We start from the raw sequence: 25,010 nt of genomic DNA, 5'->3' as shown, positions 1-25,010 counted from the left end.
CCCGGGCAAGGTTCAGGCGGCAGGAGGCTGGGGCGGATGGCAGGCATGGCGCGCATCGGCATCGTGGCAGCGACGGCACTCGCACTGGCGGCAGGGGCCGCGGCGGCGCAGGTAGCGACCAAGCAATACGACGACGGATCCGTCTACGAGGGCGAGTTCCGCAACGGCCGGCAGCACGGCCAGGGCACCTACCGGATGCCCAACGGCTATGAATACACCGGCGCATGGGAGGACGGCGAGATCCGCGGTCAGGGCCGCGCGCGCTTTCCCAACGGCGCGCTGTATGAAGGCGCGTTCGCCGCCGGCAAGCCGGAAGGGCGCGGCAAGATCACCTTCCCCGATGGCGGCACCTATGACGGCGACTGGACCGGCGGCCAGATGACCGGCGAGGGCGTGGCCCATCACGCCAACGGGTCGGTCTATACCGGCAGCTTCGTCAACGGCAAAAGCCACGGCAAGGGCGTGCTGGAAAGCGAGGGCGGCTATCGCTACGAAGGCGACTGGGTGGAGGGCGAACGCGAGGGCCAGGCCCGCATCGCCTATCCCGACGGCACCGTCTATGAAGGCACCGTGGTCAAGGGCCAGCGCGCGGGCAAGGGCGTGCTGACCCGGCCCGACGGGCTGCGCTACGAAGGCGACTGGGTAGACGGCCAGATGCAGGGCGAGGGCAGGCTGACCCAGCCCGGCGGCGATGTCTACGAAGGCGGGATGGCGAACGGCAAGCGCGAGGGCAAGGGCAGCGTCACCTTTGCCGACGGCGCCCGCTACGAGGGCGATTTCCGCGACGACCGGCGCGAAGGCAAGGGCAGCTTCCGCGGCGCGGACGGCTTCGCCTACGAGGGCGACTGGGTGGCCGGCCGGATGGAGGGCCAGGGCAAGGCCACCTACCCCGACGGTTCTGTCTACGAGGGCGCCTTCGCCGGCGACAAGGCGCATGGCAAGGGCCGCATCACCTATCGCGACGGCTCGGGCTACGAGGGCGACTGGGTGGACGGCGTGATCGAGGGCGAGGGCACGGCCCGCCATGCCTCGGGCGTGGTCTACGAAGGCGCGTTCAAGGCAGGGCAGAACCACGGCCACGGCCGCGTCACCTACCCAGACGGCTATGGCTATGAAGGCGAATGGCTGGCGGGCGAACGCCACGGCGCGGGCAAGGCGACCTATGCCGACGGCAGCAGCTACGAGGGCGGTTTCGTCAAGGGCCTGCGCGAGGGCAAGGGCGTGCTGCGGATGGCCGACGGCTTCGTCTACGAAGGCGACTGGAAGGGCGGCGAGATGGAGGGCCAGGGCAAGGCCACCTATGCCACCGGCGATGTCTACGAAGGCGGCTTCCGCGCCGGCAAGCGGCATGGCCAGGGCGTGCTGCGCTATGCCGGCGGCCAGACCGCCGCGGGCACCTGGACGGACGGCATCCTGACCGGCCCGGCAGAGGGCGGCGAGGGCGAGGCCCCGGCGGAGCCTGCGGCGCAGTAGCCCGCCCCGCCGTTGCGCGGGTGGCGAGGGCGCGCCGGGGGCCAGCCCCCGGACCCCCGGGATATTTCTGGACAGAAAGTGAAGGGGGGGCGTGGGCTTGTCCGGGGGGAGCCGATCCGGACTGCGGGGCGGGGTTTGCGCTGGAAGGCCGCGCGCAGCGCGGCCCGGCCCAACCTTGAGGCGATGCGCCACAGGCGCGTCAACGAATGGCGGGAGTGGCCCCGGCCGCTTGTGGGCGGATCGGCATTCGTGGCCCCGCCGGCGGGTGTTTCCGGCGGCGCGGGGGATCCGGTATCGGTCATCGGCAGGGCGGCGCGGAAAGGCAGGATGACGCCTCCTCCGCATATCCCCCGGCCGTGTCGCGGTCAGTAGCCCACACTGAACCGCTGGCGGATGTGGCGGGGGGTTTCCAGTTCGTCCGCCAGGGCGACGGCGTAGTCCTCGAACGAGATGCTGGACCCTTCCGGCGTGGCGATCAGGTCGTCCTTGCCGAGCCGGAACCGGCCCGTGCGGGTGCCGGGGACGAACATCGCCGCGGGCGACAGGAAGGTCCAGTCCAGATCCGCGACCGTCCGCAGGTATTCGAGGAAGGCGAGGCCCGCCGACGCCTCGGGCCGGTAGGCGGCGGGGAAGTCGGGGGTGTCGATCAGCCGCCGGCCCGGCGCGACCTCGAGGCTGCCCGCCCCGCCCACGACCAGATAGCGCCGCACCCCCGCCGCGCGCACCGCGCCCACCAGGCGGGGCGCGTCCGCGGCGCGGAAATGCACCGCGCTGATCACCGCATCGTGCCCGCGCAACAGGGCGGCAAGGCCCGGCTGGTCGGACACGTCGCCCGCGGCGGCGGTGACGCCGGGCAGCGCGGCGATGCGTTCGGGGTGCCGCGCGATGGCGGTGACGGCATGGCCGCGGTCCGACAGTTCCTTCAGGATGCGGCTGCCCGCATTGCCGGATGCGCCGATGAGGGCGATCTCTGCCATCTCTCTCTCCTCTGGTTCCATTTTGCGACAAGGTATGCAATAGGGACCATTGGCTAGATCGCCCCGCCCGCCCTGGCAAGAAGGCACTTTCCGGCGATCAGGTCAGCGCCGCGTGACCATGGAGGGATGACGATGCTGAAGGATCTTGCGGGCCGCCCGCTGCGCCTCGACGCCCCCTGCCCGGTGCGCGACGTTCTGGACCGCGTGGGCGATCAGTGGAGCCTGCTGGTGCTGATGATGCTGGCGCAGGGCACGCAGCGGTTCAGCGCGTTGAACCGGGGCATCGGCGACATCTCGAAACAGATGCTGTCGCGCACCCTGCGGCGGCTGGAACAGGACGGCTATGTCAGCCGCGCGGTCTTTGCCGAGGTGCCGCCGCGGGTGGAATATGCGCTGACCGACATGGGGCGGTCGTTCCTCGGCCCGCTGAAGGTGCTGATGACCTGGGCCGAGACGCATCACGCCGACATCGCCGCGGCGCGGGCGCGTCGGGCCGGGGGCTGACCCGCGCCGGGCGGGCGGATGCGGCCGCGCAAATTCCGCACAGCGGCCTGCATTTTCCGCTTTTCATCCGGGCCGCGCCGGTTATAGTCCCCGGCATGGCACGGAATCGACATATCGCTTGTGGCGCGGGGGCGGATCGCCCCCTGACCCTCCGTGGCCTGCTTCTCCTTAGCTGCCTCTGAGCGTGCCCTCGGGCGCGACCGCTCGGAGGTGACCAGCGCCCAGGGACGAAGCAGAGACAGCAAGAGAGATTTCCCATGAATACCAAGACCGAACAGGACCGCGTCCTGATTTTCGACACGACGCTGCGCGATGGCGAACAGTCGCCCGGCGCGACGATGACGCATGAAGAAAAGCTGGAACTGGCCGCGCTGCTGGAAGAAATGGGCGTGGACATCATCGAGGCCGGGTTTCCCATCGCCTCGGTCGGCGATTTCGAGGCCGTCAGCGCCATCGCCCGCCAGTCCGACCGCAGCGTGATCTGCGGCCTGTCGCGCGCCGCCTTCACCGACATCGACCGCTGCTGGGAGGCGGTGAAACACGCCCGCCGCGCGCGGATCCACACCTTCATCGGCGTGTCGCCCACCCACCGCGACATCACCAACCTGACGATGGACGCGATGGTCGAACGCATCCATGCCACCGTCACCCATGCGCGCAACCTGCACGACGACATCCAGTGGTCGCCGATGGACGCCACGCGCACCGAACGCGACTTCCTGTGCCGGGTGGTGGAAACCGCGATCAAGGCCGGCGCCACCACGATCAACATCCCCGACACCGTGGGCTATACCGCGCCGCGCGAAAGCGCCGACCTGATCCGCATGCTGATCGAACGGGTGCCGGGCGCGGACGAGGTGGTGTTTTCCACCCATTGCCACAACGATCTGGGCATGGCGACGGCCAACAGCCTCGCCGCGGTCGAGGCGGGCGCGCGGCAGATCGAATGCACCATCAACGGTCTGGGCGAACGCGCGGGCAACACCGCGCTGGAAGAGGTGGTGATGGCGCTGCGGGTGCGCAACGACATCATGCCCTACCGCACCGGCATCGACACCACGCGCATCATGAACCTGTCGCGCCGCGTCGCCGCCATTTCCGGCTTTGCGGTGCAGTACAACAAGGCCGTGGTGGGCAAGAACGCCTTCCTGCACGAATCCGGCATCCACCAGGACGGCGTGCTGAAGAACGTGGAGACGTTCGAGATCATGAAGCCCGAGGATATCGGGCTGGTGGCCAACAACATCGCCATGGGCAAGCATTCGGGCCGCGCCGCGCTGCGCACCAAGATGCGCGAACTGGGGTTCGAACTGTCGGACAACCAGCTGAACGACGTGTTCGTCCGCTTCAAGGCGCTGGCCGACCGCAAGAAGGAAATCTACGACGAAGACCTGATCGCGCTGATGGCCGATACCGCGACCAATGCCGAACACGACACGATCCAGGTCAAACGCCTGCGCGTGGTCTGCGGCACCGAGGGCCCGCAGGAGGCCGAACTGACGCTGGCCATCGACGGGGCGGACCATGCGGTCGACGCCACCGGCGACGGGCCGGTGGATGCGGCCTTCAACGCGGTCAAGATGCTGTTCCCGCACCGGGCGCGGCTGCAACTCTACCAAGTGCATGCAGTGACCGAAGGCACCGATGCGCAGGCCACCGTCAGCGTGCGGATGGAAGAGGACGGCAAGATCGTCACCGGCCAGTCTTCCGACACCGACACGGTGGTCGCCAGCGTCAAGGCCTATGTCAACGCGCTGAACAAGCTGATCGTGCGGCGGCAGAAGACGAAACCCGAAACCGCCGACACCCCCTGAGGGGTGGGCGCGACCATCGCCGGGGGCGCGGGCACGACCTGCGCCCCCTGCCCTTTCCGGCCCCGCCAGCGGCATAATGCCCAAAGCCGCGCTTCGTGAACGGCGGGGGACTTTCCCTTGTGTGCGCCAGTCTCTATAGAATGCCGCCGCAGCGCAGCCAGAGTCGCGGGGCCCGCCCCGCGCAGGACAGGATCACCTCAGCATGTCGGTTTTCTCGGGCCTCTTCTCGTCGGACATGGCGATCGACCTTGGTACGGCCAATACGCTTGTCTACGTGAAAGGGCGCGGGATCATCCTGAACGAGCCCTCGGTGGTCGCCTATCACGTCAAGGACGGCAAGAAACAGGTGCTGGCCGTGGGCGAGGACGCCAAGCTGATGCTGGGCCGCACCCCGGGGTCCATCGAGGCGATCCGGCCCATGCGCGACGGCGTGATCGCCGATTTCGACACGGCGGAGGAAATGATCAAGCATTTCATCCGCAAGGTGCACAAACGCACGACATTCAGCAAACCCAAGGTCATCGTCTGCGTCCCCCATGGCGCGACCCCGGTGGAAAAGCGCGCGATCCGTCAGTCGGTGCTGTCGGCGGGCGCGCGGCGCGCCGGGCTGATCGCGGAACCGATCGCGGCGGCGATCGGGGCGGGGATGCCGATCACCGACCCCACGGGGTCCATGGTGGTGGACATCGGCGGCGGCACGACCGAAGTCGCGGTGCTGTCGCTTGGCGATATCGTCTATGCCCGCTCGGTCCGCGTCGGCGGCGACCGGATGGACGAGGCCATCATCAGCTATCTGCGCCGCCACCAGAACCTTCTGGTGGGCGACGCCACGGCCGAACGCATCAAGACCAGCATCGGCACCGCGCGCATGCCCGACGACGGCCGCGGCGCCAGCATGCAGATACGCGGCCGCGACCTGCTGAACGGCGTGCCCAAGGAAACCGAGATCAACCAGGCCCAGATCGCCGAGGCGCTGGCCGAACCCGTGCAGCAGATCTGCGACGCGGTGATGCAGGCACTGGAGGCGACGCCGCCGGATCTGGCCGCCGACATCGTGGACCGGGGCGTGATGCTGACCGGGGGCGGGGCGTTGCTGGGCGAACTGGACCTCAGCCTGCGCGAACAGACCGGGCTTTCGATCTCTGTCGCCGACGAGTCACTCAATTGTGTGGCGCTCGGCACCGGCAAGGCGCTGGAATATGAAAAGCAGCTCCGGCATGTGATCGACTACGACAGCTGAGGCACCGCCTGCGGGGCGGCGCGCGTGCATTTCAGGGGCAGCCGTGGCCAGGGACAGGTCGGCACAGCAGAACTTCGGGCGGCCGGTGCGCCGCATCCTGGTGGGCCTTCTGGTCTTCCTGCTGGTGGCGCTGTTCCTGTTGTGGCGCATCGACAGCCCCCGGGTGGAACGGCTGCGCGTGGCGCTGGTGGACCGTTTCGTGCCCGGCATGGACTGGGCGATGCGCCCCGTCACCCGCATGGTCGGGATGGTCGAGCATTTCCAGTCCTACGCCCGCGTCTATGAACAGAACCAGGAACTGCGGCGCGAATTGCAGCAGATGAAGGCCTGGCGCGAGGCGGCGCTGCAACTGGAACAGGAAAACGCCAAGCTTCTGGGGCTGACGCAGGTGCGGCTGGACCCGCGGCTGACCCATGTCACCGGCGTGGTGCTGGCCGATTCGGGCAGCCCCTTCCGGCAGTCGGTGCTGCTGAACGTGGGCGAACGCGACGGGATCCGCGATGGCTGGGCCACGATGGACGGCCTTGGGCTGGTGGGGCGGATTTCGGGCGTGGGGCGGACGACCAGCCGGGTGATCCTGCTGACCGACGCCAACAGCCGCGTGCCGGTGTCGATCCAGCCTTCGGGGCAACGCGCGATCCTTGCGGGCGACAACACGCCGCTGCCGCCGCTGGAATTCCTCGAAAAGGCCGATCTGGTGCGCCCGGGCGACCGGGTGGTCAGTTCGGGCGACGGGGGCGTGTTTCCGGCCGACCTGCTGGTGGGTCAGGTGGTGCAGGGGCCCGACCGGCGGCTGCGGGTGATCCCGGCGGCGGATTACCAGCGGCTGGAATTCCTGCGCGTGCTGCGCAGCCACGAGGCCGAACCGATCACCGACACCGGCGGGCTGATCGCGCCCCCCGGCGGAATCGCGCCGCCGCCTGACGCGGCGGTGGACGGATCGGGCGGAGGCAGCGATGGTTGATGCGGTCCGTTCCGCACCCTGGGGCTGGCGGGCGCTGTTCGTGGCGGTGGTGCTGGCGACGCTGGTCGTGCGGCTGCTGCCCTTGGGGCGCGCGGCCGGCGGCTGGCCCGCGCCCGATCTGGTGCTGTGCCTGACCTGCGCCTGGGTGCTGCGGCGGCCCGACTATGTGCCCGCCCTGCTGATCGCGGCGATGGTGCTGCTGGAGGATCTGTTGCTGATGCGCCCGCCGGGCCTGTGGACGGCCTTCGTGCTGCTGGGAAGCGAATTCCTGCGCGACCGCGCGTCGTTTTCGCGCGAACTGACCTTCATGGCCGAATGGATGATGGTGGCGGTGGTGATGCTGGCGATGCTGGCGGGCTACCGGCTGGCCACCGCGCTGGCCTTCCTGCCGCAACAGGGGCTCGGCATGGCGCTGGCGCAGGTGGCGGGGTCGATCCTCGCCTATCCGGTGGTCGTCGGGGCCTCGCGCCTGCTGTTCGGGCTGCGCAAGCCCGCCACGGGCGAAGTGGATGCCTATGGGAGGCGGCTATGAGACGCACCGCCCGCGACAGCGACGAAAGCGCCCGGCGCATCACCCGCCGCGCGCTGTTCCTGGGCGGCGCGCAACTGGCCTGGATCGCGGTCCTGGGCGCGCGCATGCGCTACATGCAGGTGGACCAGGCAGAGGAATTCCGCCTGCTGGCAGAGGAAAACCGCGTCGCCATCCGCCTGATCCCGCCCGAACGCGGCCAGATCTTCGACCGCAACGGCGTGCTGATCGCGGGCAACGAACAGAACTACCGCGTCGTCATCACGCGCGAGGATGCGGGCGATGTCGAGGCGGTGCTGGACCGGCTGTCCAAAGTCATCCCCCTGTCGCCCGAGGACATCGAGCGCACCCTGCGCGAGGTCAAGCGGCGCAGCGCCTTCGTGCCCATCGTCGTCGCCGACCGGCTGAGCTGGGAGGATCTGGCCCGGGTATCCGTCAACGCCCCCGCCCTGCCCGGCGTGACCGCCGAGGTGGGCCTGTCGCGCCACTATCCGCTGGTCGAGGATTTCAGCCATATCGTGGGCTATGTCGGCCCGGTCAGCGAAAGCGATCTGGCGCAGATCGAGAACCCCGACCCGGTGTTGCAGATCCCCAAGTTCCAGATCGGCAAGGTGGGCGTCGAACGGCGGATGGAGGATGCGCTGCGCGGTTCCGCCGGATCGCGCCGGATCGAGGTGAATTCCGTCGGCCGGGTGATGCGCGAACTGGGCCGGCAAGAGGGCGTGGCGGGCGCCGACCTGCGGCTGACCATCGACGCGGGGCTTCAGAACTATGTCCAGGCGCGGTTGGGCGCGGAAAGCGCGGCCGCGGTGGTGATGGATGTGCAGACGGGCGACCTGCTGGCCATCGCATCGGCCCCCGGCTACGACCCGAACCTGTTTGTGCGCGGGATCTCTTCCACCGATTACCGCGCGCTGATGGAAAACGACCATCGGCCGTTGTCGAACAAATCCGTGCAGGGCGCCTATCCGCCCGGGTCCACCTACAAGATGGTGACGGCGCTGGCGGCGCTGGAGGCGGGCGTGATCACGCCCGAAACCACCGTGCGCTGCCCGGGCTATTACGAATCCGGCGGGCGGCGGTTCCATTGCTGGCGCGGCGGCGGCCACGGGCCGGTGAACCTGCGCCGCAGCCTCGCCGAAAGCTGCGACGTCTATTATTACGACATTGCGCAGCGGGTGGGCATCGACGCGATCGCGGACATGGCCGCGCGGCTCGGCCTCGGCCAGCGCCACGACTTGCCGCTGTCGGCGATCAGCGAGGGGCTGAACCCCAACAAGCAATGGAAGCTCGAACGCCGCGGGCAGGAATGGCGCATCGGCGACACCATCAACGCCTCCATCGGGCAGGGCTATGTGCTGACCTCGCCCTTGCAACTGGCGGTGATGACGGCGCGCATCGCCTCGGGCCGGGCGGTGGTGCCGCGGCTGGTGATGGCCATCGGCGATCAGGACCAGCCGGTGCCCGAGGCCCCGCCGCTCGGCCTGTCGGCGGCGCATCTGGCGGCGATCCGCGACGGCATGTATGCGGTGATGAACATCCAGAGCGGTTCTGCCTATTCTTCGCGCATCGAGGAACCGACGATGCGCCTTGCCGGCAAGACCGGCACCAGCCAGGTGCGCAACATCACCGCCGCCGAGCGCGCGCGGGGCGTGCTGCGCAACGACCAGCTGCCATGGAACCGGCGCGACCATGCCCTTTATGTCGCCTTCGCCCCCCATGACGCGCCCAAGATCGCGGTGTCGGTGGTGGTCGAACATGGCGGCGGCGGCGGCGCGGTGGCCGCCCCGGTGGCGCGCGACATCGTGTTGCAGGCGCTTTACGGCGGGTTGCCGCCGCTGACCGCCTATCCGTCCAGCCAGCGCAACCGCATCGAAAGCCAGCGCCGCGACCTGCGCCTGCGCGAACCCTCGGCCGCCGCGCCGCAGGGGCGGACACGGGCCTGAGGGGGCGGCGGGATGAGCTACCTCGAATACAACGTCAAGCGCGCGCCGACCGGGTTCCGCAAGGTGCTGGCGATCAACTGGGCGCTGGTGCTCTTGCTGATCGCGGTGGCGGCGGCGGGGTTTCTGATGCTCTATTCCGTCGCCGGCGGGCGGATGGAGCCCTGGGCCGAACCGCAGATGAAACGGTTCGCCGCCGGGCTGGCGATCATGTTCGTCATCGCCTTCATCCCGATCTGGTTCATCCGCAACATGGCCGGGCTGGCCTATGGCATATCCGTCCTGCTGCTGCTGGCGGTGGAATTCTTCGGCACCGTGGGCATGGGGGCGCAACGCTGGATCGACCTCGGCTTCATGCGGTTGCAGCCGTCGGAACTGATGAAGATCACGCTCGTGCTGCTGCTGGCCGCCTATTACGACTGGCTCGACATCAAGAAGGTCTCGCGCCCGCTTTACGTGCTGATCCCGGCGGTGCTGATCCTTGCGCCGACCGCGCTGGTGCTGATCCAGCCGAACCTCGGCACCTCGATCATGCTGTTGCTGGGGGGGGCGGCGGTGATGTTCGCGGCGGGCGTCAGCCTGTGGTATTTCGCGGCGGTGGGGCTGATGGGCGGCGGCGCGGTGGCGGCGGTGTTCCTGTCGCGCGGCACGCCCTGGCAGTTGCTGCACGACTACCAGTTCCGCCGCATCGACACCTTCCTCGACCCGACCAGCGACCCCCTGGGGGCGGGCTACAACATCATCCAGGCGCAGATCGCGCTCGGTTCCGGCGGATGGGCGGGGCGGGGGTTCATGCAGGGCACGCAATCGCGGCTGAACTTCCTGCCCGAAAAGCACACCGACTTCATCTTCACCACGCTGGCAGAGGAATTCGGCTTCGTCGGCGCGATCTCGCTGGTGGTGATGTACGGGCTGATCATCTTCTTCTGCTTCGCCTCGGCGCTGAAATCGCGCGACCGCTTTTCCAGCCTGGTGCTGATCGGCATCGGCTGCACCTTCTTCTTCTATCTGGCGATCAACCTGGCGATGGTGATGGGGCTGGCGCCGGTGGTGGGGGTGCCCCTGCCCTTCCTTTCCTATGGCGGATCGGCGATGCTGGTGCTGATGGTGGCCTTCGGCGTGGTGCAGAGCGCCCATGTCCACCGTCCCCGCTAGACCGCGACAGGAGAACCGATGCCGCTGACCGTCTATTTCGCCGCCGGCGCGCGGCTGTGGCCCGTCTATGGTGAACATCTGCGCGCCGCGCTGGCGGCCGAAGGTGTCGAGGCCGAGATCCTGACCGACACGCCCACCGACCCGGCGGCGGTGGACTACATCGTCTTTGCCCCCGGCGGCGACATCGCCGATTTCCGTCCCTATACGCGGGTCAAGGCGGTGCTGAACCTCTGGGCGGGGGTGGAACGGATCGTGGGCAACGCCACGCTGACCCAGCCCTTGTGCCGCATGGTCGATGCCGGCATGACCGAGGGCATGGTGGAATATGTCACCGCCAACGTGCTGCGCCACCATCTGGGGCTCGACCGCTACCTCCTCGGGCAGGACGGCTGGAACCCGGCCGAAGAGGTGCCGCCGCTGGCGCGCGAACGCCCGGTGACGGTTCTGGGCTTCGGCGAATTGGGGCAGGCCTGCGGGCGGGCGCTGGCGGCGCTGAACTTTCCCGTGACGGGGTGGAGCCGCACCCCCCGCGCGACACCCGGCCTCACCTGCCTGCACGGCCCCGAGGGGCTGGAGGCCGCGCTGCGCCGGGCGCAGATCCTCGTGCTGCTGCTGCCGCTGACGGCGGAAACCGCCAATCTGCTGAACGCCGAAAGGCTGGCCTGGCTGCCGCGCGGGGCGGCGATCGTGAACCCCGGGCGGGGGCCGCTGATCGACGACGCCGCGCTGCTGGCGGCGCTGGACGCGGGCCATGTGGGGCATGCGACGCTCGATGTGTTCCGCACCGAGCCGCTGCCCGAGGGGCATCCCTTCTGGGCCCATCCCCGCGTGACCGTCACCCCGCATATCGCCGCCGGCACCCGCCCGATCACCGCCGCCAGGGTGGTCGCGGAAAACATCCGCCGGGGCGAAACGGGCCAGCCCTTCCTGCATCTGGTGGACCGCGCCCGGGGGTATTGAGCACCCGCCCGCAGGCTTGCGTTGACAGAACCGCGGCGATCCCGCATGCCAGTGGAAAAAATCCGCACGGCAGGCGCGAAGGGGCAGCGGCATGAAGATTGCGATGATCGGCACGGGCTATGTCGGCCTCGTTTCCGGCGTGTGCTTTTCCGATTTCGGGCACGAGGTCGTCTGCGTCGACAAGGACGCGGCCAAGATCGCCCGGCTGGAAGCGGGCGAGGTGCCGATCTACGAACCCGGGCTCGACCAGCTGATGGCGCGCAACGTGGCGGCGGGGCGGCTGTCGTTCACCTCTGACCTCGCGGGGGCGGTGGACGGGGCGGATGCGGTGTTCATCGCCGTGGGCACGCCCACGCGGCGCGGCGACGGGCATGCCGACCTGACCTATGTCCATGCCGCGGCAGAGGAGATCGCGCAGGCGCTGACCGGCTATGCGGTGGTGGTGACGAAATCCACCGTGCCGGTGGGCACCAACCGCCAGGTCGCCCGCACCATCCGCAAGGCCAATCCCAAGGCGGAATTCGATGTCGCCTCCAACCCCGAATTCCTGCGCGAGGGCGCGGCGATCGACGATTTCATGCGCCCCGACCGCGTGGTGGTGGGCGCCCAGACCGACCGCGCGCGCGAGGTGATGGCGGATGTCTATCGCCCGCTGTTCCTGCGCGATTTCCCCATCGTCTACACCGATCTGGAATCGGCAGAGATGATCAAATACGCCGCCAATGCCTTCCTCGCCGCCAAGATCACCTTCGTCAATGAAATCGCGGCGCTGTGCGAACGGGTGGGGGCGGATGTGAAATCGGTGGCGCAGGGCATGGGGCTGGACGGGCGCATCGGCAACAAGTTCCTGCATGCGGGCCCGGGCTATGGGGGATCGTGCTTTCCCAAGGACACCCGCGCGCTGGCCCGCATGGGGCAGGACCATGCGGTGCCGATGCAGATCACCGAGACCGTGATCAAGGTGAACGAGGAAACCAAGCGCCGCATGATCGAAAAGGTCGAGGATCTCTGCGACGGCAAAGTCAACGGCAAGGTGATCGCCGTGCTCGGCGTGACCTTCAAGCCCAACACCGACGACATGCGCGAAGCCCCCGCCCTGACCATCATCCCCGCGCTGGTGGGCGCCGGCGCGAAGGTGCGCGTGGTCGATCCACAAGGCCGGAAAGAGGGCGAGGCGCTGTTGCCCGGTGTGAAATGGATGGAGGATCCCTATCAGGCCGCCCATGCCGCCCATGCGCTGGTGATCCTGACGGAATGGAACGAGTTCCGCGCGCTCGACCTGCGCAAGATCGCCCGCAAGATGGCCGCCCCCCGCATGGCCGACCTGCGCAACATCTATTCCGAGAAAGACGCCCGCAAGGCCGGGTTCGACGCCTATATGGGCATCGGCCGCTAAGGCGGAAAGGGCGGCGCCGGGGCGCTGCCCCGGACCCCGGGATATTTAGGGACAGAAAATGAACAGGGGCGCATCCTTTTGGGAAAGGCGCGACCTTGTTCATTTTCTGTCTCTTAAATATCCCCGCCGGAGGCTCCCGCACCCTCCACCCGCGCAACCGCCGGGCGCGTGGCTCAGCCCCGCCCCACCAGCGGCATCTTCGTCGCCATCAGGGTCATGAACTGGACATTCGCCGCCAGCGGCAGGTCGGCCATGCGCAGCACGGCATCGGCCACCAGCGCGGGGTCGATCATCGGCGGCGCCTCTGCCGCCGGGTCGGCGGCGCGCAGGCGGGCGATGTGGTCTTCCAGCAGTTGCGTGCGCGCATTGCCCACGTCGATCTGCCCGCAGGCGATGTCGAAGGCGCGGCCATCGAGCGACAGGCTTTTCGTCAGCCCCGTCACCGCGTGTTTCGTGGCCGTATAGGCCACCGATCCGGGGCGGGGCGCCTGTGCGGCCACCGAGCCGTTGTTGACGATCCGCCCACCCCGCGGGTCCTGCCGCCGCATCCGGGCAAAGGCCGCGCGGGCGCAGAGGAACATGCCGGTCAGGTTGACGGCGACGGAATCGTGCCAGTCCTCCAGCGGGATTTCGTCGATCAGGCCGGCGGGGGTGAAGACCCCGGCGTTGTTGAAAAGCACATCCACCCGGCCGAACCGCGCCGTCACGGCGTCGAACGCCGCCTCGACCGCCGCCGCATCGGTCACGTCGCAGGGCAGCGCCAGCGCCGCCGGATGGCCCGCCGTCACCGCCTCCAGCGGCCCCGCGCGCCGGGCGAGCGCGGCCACCTGCCAGCCTGCGTCCAGAAACGCCCGCACCGCCGCCGCCCCGATCCCGGCCGAGGCGCCGGTGATCACCGCCACGCGCGCCATCGGCTCAGAACGCCTTGAAGGTCATCGTGGTCAGCGTGCGCACGATGCCGGGGATGTCGAACAGGCGGTCCGACAGGTAATGGCCCACATCCGCATCCGCGGGGATATAGATCTTGGCGATCAGGTCGTATTCGCCCGAGGTGGAGTAAAGCTCCGACACCACCTCGCGGTCGTAGATCGCATCGGCGACCTCGTAGGTCTTGCCGGGCTGGCAGCGGAACTGGACGAAAACGCAGGTCATGGCGGCCCTTTCGGTTGTCTGGCGGCAGGCTAGCCCATTTCGCGCCGAAGCTGAACCACCCGCCGCGGGGGATTTTCGGCATCGGCGTTGCCCGCCTGCGGGGGGGGGGGCAGGGCATGCTGGCAGGGACGCCGGGGAGGGACGGGCACGGGCGGAACGGCCACGGCAAGGCGGGCGGGCGATGCGCCCCCGCCCGGCAGAGATCCTGCCCGGTAATGGCGGCAACACGACCCGGGCACGGCTGCGCTGGCATTGGCGCGCACGCTGGCGCATCTGCGCGCGGTGGATCGGGGACAGGCGGTGCCGGGTTGACCGGCAGGAAGGCCGTACCTTTGTGCGGGGTGTCGAGAGGGTGCCCGGGGCGCAGGCGTTCTATAGAAACACCCTAGAACAAGGCCGCAGGAACGACGCGATTCCGCGATGCAGCTTTGCCCCCCGGGGGGGTCCACGGGTCCGGGCGTCAGCCCTGCCGCGATTCCAGCGCGGCGATGCGGGCTTCTAGCGCGGCGTTTTCCTCGCGCGCCTTGCGGGCCATTTCGCGCACGGCCTCGAATTCCTCGCGCGTCACGAAATCGCGATCGGCCAGCCAGCGGTCGATCATGCCCTTCATCGCCGTCTCCGCCTCTGTCCGTGCGCCCTGGGCCACGCCCATTGCATTGGTCATCAGTTGCGAGATGTCGTCGAAGATCTTCGAACGGGGGGTCATCGCCGGGCTCCTGTCACGTTTCATCCCTATATGAGCCCGCCGGGGGCGGCGCACAAGGTTGACTTCGCCGCCGCCCCCGCCCACAACCGCGGGCGCACAGCGGACGAGGCCGGACATGCCCCATATCCCCTTCCCCGACATCTCGCCCGAAATCTTCTCGATCGAGATCGGGGGCTTCAGCTTTGCGCTGCGCTGGTATGCGCTGGCCTATATCGCCGGGCTGATCGCGGGATGGCGGCTGGTAGTGGGGCTGATGCGGCGGCCGGCGCTGTGGGGCGGGGTGGCGCCGATGCAGCCCCGGCAGGTCGAGGATCTGCTGACATGGATCATCGTGGGCGTGGTGCTCGGCGGGCGGCTCGGTTTCGTGCTGTTCTACCAGCCGGCCTATTACCTTGCCAATCCGGGGCAGATCCTGGCGGTCTGGCAGGGGGGAATGTCGTTCCATGGCGGGTTCCTCGGCGTGGTGGCGGCGGCCTGGATCTACAGCGCGCGCCACGCGGTCCCGCGGCTCAGCCTTGCCGATGCGCTGGCGGTGGCGACGCCGCCGGGGCTGTTCTTCGGGCGCATCGCGAATTTCATCAATGCGGAACTCTGGGGTCATCCGACCACCATGCCCTGGGGCGTGGCCTTCCCCGGCGCGGGGCAGGATTGCGCGGGCGTGGTCGGCATCTGTGCCCGCCACCCTTCGCAACTGTACGAGGCGGGGCTGGAGGGGCTGTTGCTGGGCGCGGTGCTGCTGTGGCTGATCTACCGGCGCGGCTGGCTGAAGCGGCCGGGGCAGATCGCGGGGGCGTTCTTTGCCGGCTATGGCGCGGCGCGGTTCTTTGTCGAGTTCTTCCGCGAGGCGGATGCCCAGTTCGTCACCCCCGGCAATCCCTTTGGCCATGTGCTGCGGGTGGGGGAATGGGGGCTGTCGATGGGGCAATTGCTGTCCTTGCCGATGGTGCTGGCGGGGGTGGCGCTGATCGTCTTCGCCCGCGGGCGGCAGGCGGCATGACGCCGCTGGCGGCCCTGCTGACGCGGCGCATCGCCGCCACCGGGCCGATGACGCTGGCCGATTACATGGCCGAGTGCCTGCTGCACCCCGACCACGGCTATTACACCACCCGCCCGCCCTTCGGGGCCGAGGGCGATTTCACCACCGCGCCCGAGATCAGCCAGATGTTCGGCGAACTTCTGGGCCTGTGCCTTGCGCAGGCATGGCTGGATCAGGGGCGGCCCGGGGCCTTCACGCTGGCGGAACTCGGCCCCGGGCGGGGGGTGCTGATGGCCGATGTGCTGCGCGCGACGGCGCGGGTGCCGGGGTTCCATGCGGCCGCAAGGGTGGTGCTGGTCGAGGCGAGCCCCGCCCTGCGGGACCGCCAGCGCGCGGCGGTGGCCCCCCATGCCGTTGACTGGGCCGACAGCGCCGATGCCCTGCCCGAGGCGCCGCTTTTCCTTCTGGCCAACGAATTCTTCGACGCCCTGCCGATCCGCCAGTTCGCCCGGGCGGGCGCGGGATGGGCGGAAACCATGGTGGGGCTGAATGCCGACGGCCGGTTGGCCCTGGGCCGCGCAACACCGCTGCCGGTGGCGGCGCTGGCCGGGCGGCTGGCCGATACCGCGCCGGGCGATGTGGTGGAACTGTGCCCGGCCGCGCCCGGGGTGATGGCGGCGGTCGCAGGGCGCGTGGCCCGGCATGGCGGGGTGGCGCTGGCGGTGGATTATGGCGGCTGGCGGTCGCGCGGCGACACGTTCCAGGCGCTGCGGCGGCATGGTTTCGCCGACCCGCTGGCCGAACCGGGGCAGGCCGACCTGACCGCGCATGTGGATTTCGAACCCCTCGCCCGCGCGGCAGAGGATGCGGGGGCCCGCGCGCTGCCGCTGGTGACGCAGGGGGTGCTGCTGGAACGGCTCGGCATCGCGGCGCGGGCCAGCGCGCTGGCCGGGCGGCTGGCGGGCGATGCGCTGGCGGCGCATCTGGCCGCGCATCGGCGCTTGACCCATCCCGAAGAAATGGGAACCCTGTTCAAGGCGCTGGCGGTGATCCCGCACGGCGCGCCCCTGCCTGCCGGATTCGCCCCGTGACGCCCACCATGACGCTGGAAATCCTGACCGACCGCGCGCTGGCCCCGATCCGGCACGGATTCTTCACCCGGCGCGGCGGCGCCTCCTCGGGGATCTTCGCGGGGCTGAACTGCGGCACCGGATCGTCCGATCTGGCCGAGGTGGTGGCGATCAACCGCGCCCGGGTGGCAGAGGCGATGGGGGCCGCGCCCGACCGGATGGTGACGCTGCATCAGGTGCATTCCGCCGATGTGGCGGTGATCGACGCCCCGCCCGCGGTCCCGCCGCGCGCCGATGCGCTGGTGACGCGCACGCCGGGGCTGGTGCTGGCGGTGCTGACCGCCGATTGCCAGCCGGTGCTGTTCGCGGATCCAGAGGCCGGGGTGATCGGCGCGGCGCATGCCGGCTGGCGCGGCGCGCGCGACGGCGTGCTGGAGGCGACGGTGGCGGCGATGGAATCGCTCGGCGCCGACCGGGCGCGCATCCGCGCGGTGATCGGGCCGACGATCAGCCAGGCGGCCTACGAGGTCGGCCCCGAATTCGTCGAGGGGTTTCTCGACGACGACCCGGAAACCGCCCGCTTCTTCGCCCAAGGCGCGGGCGACCGGGCGCTGTTCGACCTGCCGGCCTATGGGCTTTACCGGCTGCGGGCGGCGGGCGTGGGCGAGGCGCTGTGGACGCGCCATTGCACCTACCGCGATCCCGAACGGTTCTATTCCTACCGCCGCACCACCCATGCGGGCGAGGCCGATTACGGGCGGCTGATCTCTGTCATCCGGCTCTGATCGTTTCCGGGACGGGGACAAGAAAACTCCCTTGGACTGCCGCGAAGCGCCGTCGGATGGCCATGTCCTTGCCGCAATCCGGGGCCCATATGGCGCCATGCCCCGGGTGACGGGATTGACGAGTGAGAGGATTGACCATCATGACGAAACAACGCCGCTGGCTGAAATCGGTCCTTGCCGCAAGCACCCAGCCCGTCCCCGCCCTGCCCTGGGCCCGCGGCAACCGCAGCGCCGCCGCCGCGCCCAAGGCCGCGCCGCAGCCCGCGCGCCCGGTGCGCGCCGCGCGCTGACCACCCCTCCCGAATCGTGACGCGACACACAGCCGGGCCCGCCCCGGCTGTCTGCGTTTCGGGGTCAGCACTGCCCCCTGGCGTGGTGATTCTGCCCGCCCTCGCCACGATCCGGCACGCCGCGCCGGACAATGTGCCACCCGTGGCGGGATTGTGTCGGCATGGGGCGGCAATTCAGGATTAATTTTGACAGCCCCGGACGCTTGCGACATTCTGCCCCTGTACGCCCCAGAAGGGTGCCGATCCGCCGCGATGCCCCCAAAGGTGACGCCGGACGCACCCGGGCGGACTGCTCGTACTCGACGACCCCGCCGCGCGGCCCTCTGTCCCGCGCGTTCCGGGGTCGTCAGTCGTTTCGGGGGGTGGTTGGCGCGGCGCAGGGATGCCGAGGCAAGCCCCGGCCGACGATCCTCAGGCCAGACGGGCCAGCCGTTCTTCCAGCACGTCGAAGGGCACGCCGGGGTCGTCCTTGGCGCCGCGGATCACCAGCGAGGTCTTGACGCTCGCCACATTGTCGGCCGAGGTCAGTTCGCCCGTCAGGAACCGCTGGAACGACGACAGGTCGGGCGCCACGCATTTCAGGATGAAGTCGATCTCGCCGTTCAGCATATGGCATTCGCGCACCAGCGGCCAGGCGCGGCAGCGGTCCTCGAAGGCGACCAGATCGGCCTCCGCCTGGCTGTGCAGGCGCACCATGGCAAAGACCTGCACCTCGAATCCCAGTTCGCGGGCGTTGATGTCGGCGTGATAGCCGCGGATATAGCCCGCCTCTTCCAGCGTGCGCACCCGGCGCAGGCAGGGGGGCGCGGAAATCCCGACGCGGCGGGCCAGTTCCACATTGGTCATGCGCCCGTCGGCCTGCAATTCCGCCAGAATCCGCCGGTCGATCGGGTCAAGCTTCGCGCCTGCCATGTCGGGTCTCCTTCTTCGCGGCGGAATGTAGGGGTTTCGCCCGACCCGCGCAACAATGTTTCAATTGCGGTCCTTCACAGGCATTTCCTGTCGGGGGCACAGGTGCGGCGCGCAATCCGCCGCAGTCCGCCCCGGCGGGGCTTTCCGCGCGCAGGGGCGCGTTCTATATCGGGGCGAACAAGGAAAGGAAAGAATGCGATGCCGGACAAACGCCATACTCGGGTGCTCATCATCGGTTCGGGTCCGGCGGGTTATACCGCCGCGGTCTATTCCGCGCGGGCGATGTTGCAGCCGCTGCTGGTGCAGGGCATCCAGCCCGGCGGCCAGCTGACCATCACCACCGAGGTCGAGAACTGGCCCGGCGACACGATGGTGCAGGGCCCCGACCTGATGGTCCGCATGGAAGACCACGCGCGCGAGATGGGGGCAGAGATCGTCGCCGACCAGATCCTGTCGCTCGACCTGTCGGCGCGGCCCTTCACCGCGCAGGGCGACAGCGGCACCACCTATACCGCCGACGCGGTGATCCTCGCCACCGGGGCGCAGGCGAAATGGCTGGGGATCCCGTCCGAGGAACGGTTCAAGGGCTTCGGCGTGTCGGCCTGCGCCACCTGCGACGGGTTCTTCTACCGCGGCAAAGAGGTCGTGGTGATCGGCGGCGGCAACACCGCGGTGGAAGAGGCGCTGTTCCTGACCAATTTCGCCAGCAAGGTGACGGTCGTCCACCGCCGCGACAGCTTTCGCGCCGAAAAGATCCTTCAGGACCGGCTGTTCAAGCATCCCAAGGTCGAGGTGGTCTGGAACCATACCGTCGAGGAGATCCTGGGCGAGGGCGACCCCGCCGCCGTCAGCGGCGTGCGCATCCGCGACGTGCAGACCGGCACTGAGCGCACCCTGCCCTGCGCGGGTTTCTTCGTGGCGATCGGCCATGCGCCGGCGTCGGAACTGGTCAAGGATCAGCTGGACCTGCACCACGGCGGCTACGTCAAGGTCGAACCCGGCACCACCCGCACCTCGATCCCCGGGGTGTTCGCGGCGGGCGACCTGACCGATCACGTCTACCGCCAGGCCGTGACCTCTGCCGGCATGGGCTGCATGGCCGCACTGGACGCCGAACGCTTTCTTGCGGGCGGCGAATAGGCGTTCTCCTGCCGCAGGGCGGCATTTTTCGCCCCTGCGGCAGGTTTCGCGGCCAATTGCGCTTGAAAAGCGGGGCGTGACGGGGGTAAGGCCCGGCTAGCGCGTTTTCGCGTTCAAGCCGCATTTTCAGGAAAGCCGAGATACGCAATGGCTCTGTCGTCCCATGCTCCGATCCCGGAGCTTTATGTTTCCGCCGAATCCGCCCAGAAACTCAAGATCGAAGCCGGCAACCTGCTGTCGTGGGATCTGACCCCGCGTCAGACCTGCGACCTCGAACTGCTGATGAACGGCGGCTTCTATCCGCTCAAGGGCTTTCTGGGCGAGGCCGACTATGACGGCGTGGTGGAAAACATGCGGCTCGCGGACGGGTCGCTCTGGCCGATGCCGATCACGCTCGACGTGTCCGAAGCCTTCGCCGAGAAGGTCGAGCCCGGCACCGACATCGCGCTGCGCGATCAGGAGGGCGTGATCCTCGCCATCCTGTCGATCAGCGACAAATGGGTGCCGAACAAGTCGAACGAGGCCGAAAAGGTCTTCGGTGCCGACGACGTGGCGCATCCGGCGGTGAACTATCTGCACAACACGGCCGGCAAGGTCTATCTGGGCGGTCCCGTGACCGGCATCCAGCAGCCGGTGCACTACGACTTCAAGGCCCGCCGCGACACCCCGAACGAGTTGCGCGCCTTCTTCCGCAAGGTGGGCTGGCAGAAGATCGTTGCGTTCCAGACGCGCAACCCGCTGCACCGCGCGCACCAGGAACTGACTTTCCGCGCCGCGCGCGAGGCGCAGGCGAACCTGCTGATCCATCCGGTGGTCGGCATGACCAAACCGGGCGACGTGGACCATTTCACCCGCGTGCGCTGCTATGAGGCGGTGCTGGACAAATATCCGCAGTCGACCACGCATCTGTCGCTGCTGAACCTCGCCATGCGCATGGCCGGCCCGCGCGAGGCGCTGTGGCACGCGATGATCCGCCGCAACCACGGGCTGACCCATTTCATCGTCGGGCGCGACCATGCGGGCCCCGGCAAGAACAGCCAGGGGCAGGATTTCTACGGCCCCTATGACGCGCAGGAACTGGTCCGCAAGCACCAGGACGAAATCGGCATCAGGATGGTCGATTTCAAACAGATGGTCTATGTGCAGGAAAAGGCCCAGTATTTCCCCGAAGGCGAGGTGCCCGAGGGCGCGACGGTGCTGAACATTTCCGGCACCGAACTGCGCCGCCGCCTGCGCGAGGGGCTGGAGATCCCCGAATGGTTCAGCTTCCCCGAGGTCGTGGCCGAACTGCGCCGCACCTCGCCGCCGCGCGCGAAGCAGGGCTTCACGGTGTTCTTCACCGGCCTGTCCGGGTCGGGCAAGTCCACCATCGCCAACGCGCTGATGGTCAAGCTGATGGAAATGGGCGGCCGTCCGGTGACGCTTCTGGACGGTGACGTGGTGCGCAAGCATCTGTCGTCGGAACTGGGGTTCAGCAAGGAACACCGCGACATCAACATCAAGCGCATCGGCTATGTCGCGTCCGAGATCACCAAGAACGGCGGCATCGCCATCTGCGCCCCGATCGCACCCTATACCGCGACCCGCCGCGCCGTGCGCGAGATGATCGAGGCCTACGGCGCCTTCATCGAGGTGCATGTGGCGACCTCGGTCGAGGAATGCGAACGCCGCGACCGCAAGGGGCTCTACAAGCTGGCCCGCGAAGGCAAGATCAAGGAATTCACCGGGATCTCCGACCCCTACGAGGCACCGGTGAAGCCCGAACTGCGGGTGGAAACCGAGGGCACCGATGTCGACAGCTGCGCGCATCAGGTGCTGCTGACGCTGGAATCGATGGGCCTGATCAAGGCCTGATCCGGCACGGCCGGATGCGGAAGGGCCCGTCCTGCCGGACGGGCCCTTTTCCGTTTCCCGGTCGGATTAACCCCTTGTTTACCTTTGCGCGGTTAGATCGGCCGGGCCGGCACGCACCGGCGATCACAAGGGAAGCCATCAGATGAGAAAATCCGTGCTGCTGACCGTCCTTCTGACGGCGCTGACCGCCTGCGCCGCGCCGACGGTCGAACCCGCGGTGTCGCAATACAACGGCGACAGCGTGAGCATCCAGCTCGACGGCGGCGCGCTGATGTTCGCCTCGGATCAGGACCGCGCGGCGGTCAACGCCAAGGCCGACGCCCGGGCGGTGGAAATCTGCCAGCGCGGGCACCGCAAACGGGCAGAATTCACCAGCACGCGGAACATCCCGACGGGGCAGTATACCTACGTCATCGAACGGCTGTACCTCTGCCTCAACTGAGGCAGCCCCGGCGCGTCAGTGCACGTTCACCGGCGCCAGATCGTGCTGGCGCGCCAGCAGGAAGGCGAGCTTGCGGTCGCGCACCAGCGCCAGCCGTTCGCCATCCGGGCGGTGGACGGAATAGATCACGTCCAGCCCGCCGACCTGCGCGCGCAGATCCTCGGGCAGGTCGGCCACCGCGACGGGGCGGACATAGACGATGCGGTCGCCCGTTTCGGGCCCGAAATCAAAAGGAACATCCATTACACGAGCCTCCTCAAGCACTGGTAATGTGGATTGTCTGCACCACCGTTTCCGGCACGGCGCGGCGCAGGTCGACATGAAGCAGGCCGTTTTCCAGCCGCGCGCCCGCCACCTCGACCCCTTCGGCCAGAACGAAGCTGCGCTGGAACTGCCGCGCTGCGATGCCGCGATGCAGGAAAACGCGGCCTTCGTCGGCTTCGTCCTGCCGGCCGCGGATGACAAGCTGCCGGTCCTCGACGGTGATCGCCAGATCGCTTTCGCGGAACCCCGCCACCGCCAGCGTGATGCGATAGTCGTTTTCGCTCACCCGTTCGATGTTGAACGGCGGATAGCCTTCGCCCGCGGTCTTGGCCGTCCGTTCGACAAGCCGTTCCAACTGTTCGAAGCCCAGAAGGAAGGGATGCGACCCGAAGCTCAGTTTCGTCATTTCCATGCCCTTGCAGCAAGCGACACCGTTGCGGGCCCCCGCCTTGCAGGCAACCCGCCGAATGAATATGGGGGGCGGGGAACTGATCGGCAAGCCCCCGCCATGCCGTGGATTTCCTTCCAAACCGGCGCGCATGGGCCTAGAATGGGCGGCAAGCCACCGCAACGACTCACATAGCTTTCATGAACGCCCCGACCGAACTCGACACCGAGGAAGTTCTGCGCATCCGCCTGGAGGTCCTGCGCCGCGAACACCGCGACCTGGACGAGGCGATCCATGCGATGGAGGCCGCGCAGCGCAGCGACCCGCTGACGCTGCGCCGGCTGAAAAAGCACAAGCTGGCGCTCAAGGACATGATCGCCACGATCGAGGACCGCCTGATCCCCGACATCATTGCCTGAGCCCGCCGGGCCGTTATAGTGCGCGCTCCGAATCCGGGGGAACGAATGGCACAGGTTGGGATCATCATGGGCAGCCAGTCCGACTGGCCGACGATGAAAGAGGCGGCCGCGGTGCTGGACGAACTCGGCGTGGCGTGGGAAGCCAAGATCGTCTCCGCCCACCGCACGCCCGACCGGCTGTGGTCCTACGGCAAGGCGGCGGCGGACCGCGGGCTGAAGGTCATCGTCGCGGGCGCGGGCGGCGCGGCGCATCTGCCGGGCATGATGGCGTCGAAAACCCGCCTGCCGGTGATCGGCGTGCCGGTGCAGACCCGCGCGCTGTCGGGCGTGGACAGCCTTTATTCCATCGTGCAGATGCCCAAGGGGTTCCCCGTGGCAACGATGGCGATCGGGGCGGCGGGGGCGGCGAACGGCGGGCTGATGGCGGCGGCGATCCTGGCGCTGTCGGACCCCGCGCTGGCCGAACGGCTGCAAGCCTGGCGCGATGCGCTGTCGGCCTCGATCCCCGACGAACCCGTTGACGAATAGCCCGCACGGGCGCCGCGCCTCGGGCTCTGGGGCGGGAACACGCATGACCACCCCCCTGCCCCCCGGTTCCGTCATCGGCATCCTCGGCGGCGGCCAGCTTGGCCGGATGCTGTCGGTCGCGGCGGCGCGGCTCGGCTATCGCTGCCATATCTATGAACCGGCGGCCAACCCGCCCGCGGGGCAGGTGGCGGAAAAGACCTTCACCGCGCCTTACGAGGATGCCGCCGCGCTGGCCGATTTCGCCGCGGGCGTGGATGTGATCACCTACGAGTTCGAGAACGTGCCGACCGCCGCGCTCGACCTGCTGGAGGCCGCCCGCCCGATCCGTCCCAACCGCCGCGCGCTGGCCGTCAGTCAGGACCGGATCGCCGAAAAGACCTTTCTGAGCGGGATCGGCCTGCGCACCGCGCCCTTCGCCCCGGTGAACGACCTTGCCGATCTGGACGCCGCGCTGGCGCGGATCGGGGCGCCGGCGATCCTGAAAACCACACGGCTCGGCTATGACGGCAAGGGGCAGGCGCGGATCAAGGCGGCGGGCGATGCGCCCGGCGCGCTGGCCGCCATGCAGGGCGCGTCGGCGGTGCTGGAGGGGTTCGTGACCTTCAGCCACGAGGTCTCGGTGATCGCCGCGCGGGGCGTCGACGGCAGCGTCGCCGCCTATGACCCCGGCGAGAACGTGCACCGCGACGGCATCCTTGCCACCACCACCGTGCCCGCCCGGCTGACGGCGGCGCAGCAGCAGGACGCGGTGCTGATCGCGGCGCGGATCCTCAATGCGCTCGATTATGTGGGGGTGTTGGGGGTGGAGCTGTTCGTGACCCCGCAGGGCCTGCTGGTGAACGAGATCGCGCCGCGCGTCCACAACTCCGGCCACTGGACGCAGAACGGCTGCGCGGTGGACCAGTTCGAACAGCATATCCGCGCCGTCGCCGGCCTGCCGCTTGGCGATGGCGGGCGGTATGCGGATGTGGTGATGGAAAACCTGATCGGCGAGGATGTGGACCGCCTTCCCGACCTGCTGCGCGAGGCGCGGACCGCCGTGCACCTCTACGGCAAGGCAGAGGCGCGGCCGGGCCGCAAGATGGGCCACGTGAACCGCATCCGGCCGCGCAGCTAGGGCGGGTCGGCG

27 protein-coding genes are annotated in these 25,010 nt (G+C 68.8%); 20 read left to right on the top strand and 7 right to left on the bottom strand.

Annotation, left to right across the window (positions count from 1 at the left end):
• Positions 1 to 45: 45 nt before the first annotated feature.
• Positions 46 to 1,473: an MORN repeat-containing protein gene (locus RGD00_RS07045; RefSeq protein WP_425603383.1), complete on the top strand. Its 1,428-nt coding sequence runs from the start codon at positions 46 to 48 to the stop codon at positions 1,471 to 1,473.
• 365 nt (positions 1,474 to 1,838) lie between these two features.
• On the opposite strand, the gene RGD00_RS07040 is transcribed toward RGD00_RS07045, so the two are convergent.
• On the bottom strand, positions 1,839 to 2,450 hold the full coding sequence (locus RGD00_RS07040; RefSeq protein ID WP_310456597.1) for an NAD(P)-dependent oxidoreductase: 612 nt from the start codon (positions 2,448 to 2,450) through the stop codon (positions 1,839 to 1,841).
• Positions 2,451 to 2,582: 132 nt separating this feature from the next.
• Here RGD00_RS07040 and RGD00_RS07035 point away from each other — a divergent pair, with 132 nt between their 5' ends.
• From RGD00_RS07035 to RGD00_RS06995, 9 genes are all read left to right on the top strand, one after another.
• Positions 2,583 to 2,954, top strand: a complete 372-nt coding sequence (locus RGD00_RS07035) for a winged helix-turn-helix transcriptional regulator (protein WP_310456596.1) — start codon at positions 2,583 to 2,585, stop codon at positions 2,952 to 2,954.
• A gap of 257 nt (positions 2,955 to 3,211) precedes the next feature.
• Complete coding sequence (locus tag RGD00_RS07030) at positions 3,212 to 4,768, top strand: 2-isopropylmalate synthase (RefSeq protein ID WP_310456595.1); 1,557 nt, start codon at positions 3,212 to 3,214, stop codon at positions 4,766 to 4,768.
• Positions 4,769 to 4,970: 202 nt separating this feature from the next.
• Complete coding sequence (locus RGD00_RS07025; protein ID WP_310456594.1) at positions 4,971 to 6,008, top strand: rod shape-determining protein; 1,038 nt, start codon at positions 4,971 to 4,973, stop codon at positions 6,006 to 6,008.
• A 43-nt stretch (positions 6,009 to 6,051) separates the two neighbouring features.
• On the top strand, positions 6,052 to 6,972 hold the full coding sequence (mreC, locus tag RGD00_RS07020; RefSeq protein ID WP_310456593.1) for a rod shape-determining protein MreC: 921 nt from the start codon (positions 6,052 to 6,054) through the stop codon (positions 6,970 to 6,972).
• On the top strand, positions 6,965 to 7,504 hold the full coding sequence (locus RGD00_RS07015; protein ID WP_310456592.1) for a rod shape-determining protein MreD: 540 nt from the start codon (positions 6,965 to 6,967) through the stop codon (positions 7,502 to 7,504). The genes mreC and RGD00_RS07015 overlap by 8 nt, the downstream gene beginning before the upstream one ends.
• A complete protein-coding gene (mrdA, locus tag RGD00_RS07010) occupies positions 7,501 to 9,447 on the top strand; it encodes a penicillin-binding protein 2 (RefSeq protein WP_310456591.1) in 1,947 nt (648 codons plus the stop codon). Before RGD00_RS07015 ends, mrdA begins: the two co-directional genes overlap by 4 nt.
• 12 nt (positions 9,448 to 9,459) lie before the next feature.
• Positions 9,460 to 10,599 (top strand): rod shape-determining protein RodA, encoded by a 1,140-nt coding sequence (gene rodA, locus RGD00_RS07005; protein ID WP_310456590.1) that lies wholly within the window; start codon positions 9,460 to 9,462, stop codon positions 10,597 to 10,599.
• 18 nt (positions 10,600 to 10,617) lie between these two features.
• Positions 10,618 to 11,559: a 2-hydroxyacid dehydrogenase gene (locus tag RGD00_RS07000; protein WP_310456589.1), complete on the top strand. Its 942-nt coding sequence runs from the start codon at positions 10,618 to 10,620 to the stop codon at positions 11,557 to 11,559.
• Between the two features lie 91 nt (positions 11,560 to 11,650).
• Positions 11,651 to 12,955: a UDP-glucose dehydrogenase family protein gene (locus RGD00_RS06995; protein ID WP_310456588.1), complete on the top strand. Its 1,305-nt coding sequence runs from the start codon at positions 11,651 to 11,653 to the stop codon at positions 12,953 to 12,955.
• Positions 12,956 to 13,128: 173 nt separating this feature from the next.
• Here RGD00_RS06995 and RGD00_RS06990 read toward each other — a convergent pair whose 3' ends face one another.
• The 3 genes from RGD00_RS06990 to RGD00_RS06980 form a co-directional block, all read right to left on the bottom strand.
• The gene (locus RGD00_RS06990; protein ID WP_310456587.1) at positions 13,129 to 13,866 is read right to left on the bottom strand and encodes an SDR family oxidoreductase; all 738 of its coding nucleotides are present in this window, start codon (positions 13,864 to 13,866) and stop codon (positions 13,129 to 13,131) included.
• A 4-nt stretch (positions 13,867 to 13,870) separates the two neighbouring features.
• Positions 13,871 to 14,107 carry an Lrp/AsnC ligand binding domain-containing protein gene (locus tag RGD00_RS06985; protein ID WP_310456586.1) on the bottom strand — a complete coding sequence of 79 codons (237 nt, stop codon included), beginning with the start codon at positions 14,105 to 14,107 and terminating at the stop codon, positions 13,871 to 13,873.
• A gap of 460 nt (positions 14,108 to 14,567) precedes the next feature.
• Positions 14,568 to 14,813 carry an accessory factor UbiK family protein gene (locus RGD00_RS06980; RefSeq protein WP_310456585.1) on the bottom strand — a complete coding sequence of 82 codons (246 nt, stop codon included), beginning with the start codon at positions 14,811 to 14,813 and terminating at the stop codon, positions 14,568 to 14,570.
• 115 nt (positions 14,814 to 14,928) lie between these two features.
• Here RGD00_RS06980 and lgt point away from each other — a divergent pair, with 115 nt between their 5' ends.
• The 4 genes from lgt (at position 14,929) to RGD00_RS06960 (ending at position 17,934) form a co-directional block, all read left to right on the top strand.
• Positions 14,929 to 15,810, top strand: a complete 882-nt coding sequence (gene lgt / locus RGD00_RS06975; protein ID WP_310456584.1) for a prolipoprotein diacylglyceryl transferase — start codon at positions 14,929 to 14,931, stop codon at positions 15,808 to 15,810.
• Positions 15,807 to 16,880 carry a class I SAM-dependent methyltransferase gene (locus RGD00_RS06970; protein ID WP_310456583.1) on the top strand — a complete coding sequence of 358 codons (1,074 nt, stop codon included), beginning with the start codon at positions 15,807 to 15,809 and terminating at the stop codon, positions 16,878 to 16,880. The genes lgt and RGD00_RS06970 overlap by 4 nt, the downstream gene beginning before the upstream one ends.
• Before the next feature lie 8 nt (positions 16,881 to 16,888).
• Positions 16,889 to 17,644: a peptidoglycan editing factor PgeF gene (gene pgeF / locus RGD00_RS06965; protein WP_310456610.1), complete on the top strand. Its 756-nt coding sequence runs from the start codon at positions 16,889 to 16,891 to the stop codon at positions 17,642 to 17,644.
• A gap of 140 nt (positions 17,645 to 17,784) precedes the next feature.
• Positions 17,785 to 17,934, top strand: a complete 150-nt coding sequence (locus RGD00_RS06960; RefSeq protein WP_310456582.1) for a hypothetical protein — start codon at positions 17,785 to 17,787, stop codon at positions 17,932 to 17,934.
• 411 nt (positions 17,935 to 18,345) lie between these two features.
• Here RGD00_RS06960 and RGD00_RS06955 read toward each other — a convergent pair whose 3' ends face one another.
• Complete coding sequence (locus tag RGD00_RS06955) at positions 18,346 to 18,846, bottom strand: Lrp/AsnC family transcriptional regulator (protein WP_310456581.1); 501 nt, start codon at positions 18,844 to 18,846, stop codon at positions 18,346 to 18,348.
• 198 nt (positions 18,847 to 19,044) lie between these two features.
• On the opposite strand from RGD00_RS06955, the gene trxB reads away from it, so the two are divergent.
• From trxB to RGD00_RS06940, 3 genes are all read left to right on the top strand, one after another.
• Positions 19,045 to 19,986 (top strand): thioredoxin-disulfide reductase, encoded by a 942-nt coding sequence (gene trxB / locus RGD00_RS06950; protein ID WP_310456580.1) that lies wholly within the window; start codon positions 19,045 to 19,047, stop codon positions 19,984 to 19,986.
• 147 nt (positions 19,987 to 20,133) lie between these two features.
• Positions 20,134 to 21,840: a bifunctional sulfate adenylyltransferase/adenylylsulfate kinase gene (locus RGD00_RS06945; protein WP_310456579.1), complete on the top strand. Its 1,707-nt coding sequence runs from the start codon at positions 20,134 to 20,136 to the stop codon at positions 21,838 to 21,840.
• 142 nt (positions 21,841 to 21,982) lie between these two features.
• Positions 21,983 to 22,282 carry a hypothetical protein gene (locus RGD00_RS06940; protein ID WP_310456578.1) on the top strand — a complete coding sequence of 100 codons (300 nt, stop codon included), beginning with the start codon at positions 21,983 to 21,985 and terminating at the stop codon, positions 22,280 to 22,282.
• Between the two features lie 15 nt (positions 22,283 to 22,297).
• Here the strand turns inward: RGD00_RS06940 and RGD00_RS06935 are convergent, their stop codons facing one another.
• Positions 22,298 to 22,525, bottom strand: coding sequence for a DUF1150 family protein (locus tag RGD00_RS06935; RefSeq protein WP_310456577.1), 228 nt, complete (start codon positions 22,523 to 22,525; stop codon positions 22,298 to 22,300).
• A 13-nt stretch (positions 22,526 to 22,538) separates the two neighbouring features.
• Positions 22,539 to 22,952, bottom strand: a complete 414-nt coding sequence (locus tag RGD00_RS06930) for an Hsp20 family protein (RefSeq protein ID WP_310456576.1) — start codon at positions 22,950 to 22,952, stop codon at positions 22,539 to 22,541.
• Between the two features lie 182 nt (positions 22,953 to 23,134).
• On the opposite strand from RGD00_RS06930, the gene RGD00_RS06925 reads away from it, so the two are divergent.
• Genes RGD00_RS06925 through RGD00_RS06915 form a run of 3 tightly spaced genes read left to right on the top strand, consistent with a single transcriptional unit; the run spans position 23,135 to position 24,998 of the window.
• Positions 23,135 to 23,353, top strand: a complete 219-nt coding sequence (locus RGD00_RS06925) for a YdcH family protein (RefSeq protein ID WP_310456575.1) — start codon at positions 23,135 to 23,137, stop codon at positions 23,351 to 23,353.
• Positions 23,354 to 23,398: 45 nt separating this feature from the next.
• Positions 23,399 to 23,881 carry a 5-(carboxyamino)imidazole ribonucleotide mutase gene (gene purE / locus RGD00_RS06920; protein ID WP_310456574.1) on the top strand — a complete coding sequence of 161 codons (483 nt, stop codon included), beginning with the start codon at positions 23,399 to 23,401 and terminating at the stop codon, positions 23,879 to 23,881.
• A 43-nt stretch (positions 23,882 to 23,924) separates the two neighbouring features.
• On the top strand, positions 23,925 to 24,998 hold the full coding sequence (locus RGD00_RS06915) for a 5-(carboxyamino)imidazole ribonucleotide synthase (RefSeq protein WP_310456573.1): 1,074 nt from the start codon (positions 23,925 to 23,927) through the stop codon (positions 24,996 to 24,998).
• Positions 24,999 to 25,010: the final 12 nt, after the last annotated feature.

Origin of the sequence: Ruixingdingia sedimenti, from assembly GCF_031432425.1 — a bacterium.
Classification (GTDB): domain Bacteria; phylum Pseudomonadota; class Alphaproteobacteria; order Rhodobacterales; family Rhodobacteraceae; genus Ruixingdingia; species Ruixingdingia sedimenti.
The sequence above is the reverse complement of the archived record's forward strand: the minus strand, read 5'-3'. Positions and strand labels throughout refer to the sequence as shown.

Coding starts and splice junctions, on each gene's coding strand:
- RGD00_RS07045 (WP_425603383.1), top strand. CDS start 46: ATGGCGCGCATCGGCATCGTGGCAGCGACGGCACTCGCACTGGCGGCA.
- RGD00_RS07040 (WP_310456597.1), bottom strand. CDS start 2,450: ATGGCAGAGATCGCCCTCATCGGCGCATCCGGCAATGCGGGCAGCCGC.
- RGD00_RS07035 (WP_310456596.1), top strand. CDS start 2,583: ATGCTGAAGGATCTTGCGGGCCGCCCGCTGCGCCTCGACGCCCCCTGC.
- RGD00_RS07030 (WP_310456595.1), top strand. CDS start 3,212: ATGAATACCAAGACCGAACAGGACCGCGTCCTGATTTTCGACACGACG.
- RGD00_RS07025 (WP_310456594.1), top strand. CDS start 4,971: ATGTCGGTTTTCTCGGGCCTCTTCTCGTCGGACATGGCGATCGACCTT.
- RGD00_RS07015 (WP_310456592.1), top strand. CDS start 6,965: ATGGTTGATGCGGTCCGTTCCGCACCCTGGGGCTGGCGGGCGCTGTTC.
- mrdA (WP_310456591.1), top strand. CDS start 7,501: ATGAGACGCACCGCCCGCGACAGCGACGAAAGCGCCCGGCGCATCACC.
- rodA (WP_310456590.1), top strand. CDS start 9,460: ATGAGCTACCTCGAATACAACGTCAAGCGCGCGCCGACCGGGTTCCGC.
- RGD00_RS07000 (WP_310456589.1), top strand. CDS start 10,618: ATGCCGCTGACCGTCTATTTCGCCGCCGGCGCGCGGCTGTGGCCCGTC.
- RGD00_RS06995 (WP_310456588.1), top strand. CDS start 11,651: ATGAAGATTGCGATGATCGGCACGGGCTATGTCGGCCTCGTTTCCGGC.
- RGD00_RS06990 (WP_310456587.1), bottom strand. CDS start 13,866: ATGGCGCGCGTGGCGGTGATCACCGGCGCCTCGGCCGGGATCGGGGCG.
- RGD00_RS06985 (WP_310456586.1), bottom strand. CDS start 14,107: ATGACCTGCGTTTTCGTCCAGTTCCGCTGCCAGCCCGGCAAGACCTAC.
- RGD00_RS06980 (WP_310456585.1), bottom strand. CDS start 14,813: ATGACCCCCCGTTCGAAGATCTTCGACGACATCTCGCAACTGATGACC.
- lgt (WP_310456584.1), top strand. CDS start 14,929: ATGCCCCATATCCCCTTCCCCGACATCTCGCCCGAAATCTTCTCGATC.
- RGD00_RS06970 (WP_310456583.1), top strand. CDS start 15,807: ATGACGCCGCTGGCGGCCCTGCTGACGCGGCGCATCGCCGCCACCGGG.
- pgeF (WP_310456610.1), top strand. CDS start 16,889: ATGACGCTGGAAATCCTGACCGACCGCGCGCTGGCCCCGATCCGGCAC.
- RGD00_RS06960 (WP_310456582.1), top strand. CDS start 17,785: ATGACGAAACAACGCCGCTGGCTGAAATCGGTCCTTGCCGCAAGCACC.
- RGD00_RS06955 (WP_310456581.1), bottom strand. CDS start 18,846: ATGGCAGGCGCGAAGCTTGACCCGATCGACCGGCGGATTCTGGCGGAA.
- trxB (WP_310456580.1), top strand. CDS start 19,045: ATGCCGGACAAACGCCATACTCGGGTGCTCATCATCGGTTCGGGTCCG.
- RGD00_RS06945 (WP_310456579.1), top strand. CDS start 20,134: ATGGCTCTGTCGTCCCATGCTCCGATCCCGGAGCTTTATGTTTCCGCC.
- RGD00_RS06940 (WP_310456578.1), top strand. CDS start 21,983: ATGAGAAAATCCGTGCTGCTGACCGTCCTTCTGACGGCGCTGACCGCC.
- RGD00_RS06935 (WP_310456577.1), bottom strand. CDS start 22,525: ATGGATGTTCCTTTTGATTTCGGGCCCGAAACGGGCGACCGCATCGTC.
- RGD00_RS06930 (WP_310456576.1), bottom strand. CDS start 22,952: ATGACGAAACTGAGCTTCGGGTCGCATCCCTTCCTTCTGGGCTTCGAA.
- RGD00_RS06925 (WP_310456575.1), top strand. CDS start 23,135: ATGAACGCCCCGACCGAACTCGACACCGAGGAAGTTCTGCGCATCCGC.
- purE (WP_310456574.1), top strand. CDS start 23,399: ATGGCACAGGTTGGGATCATCATGGGCAGCCAGTCCGACTGGCCGACG.
- RGD00_RS06915 (WP_310456573.1), top strand. CDS start 23,925: ATGACCACCCCCCTGCCCCCCGGTTCCGTCATCGGCATCCTCGGCGGC.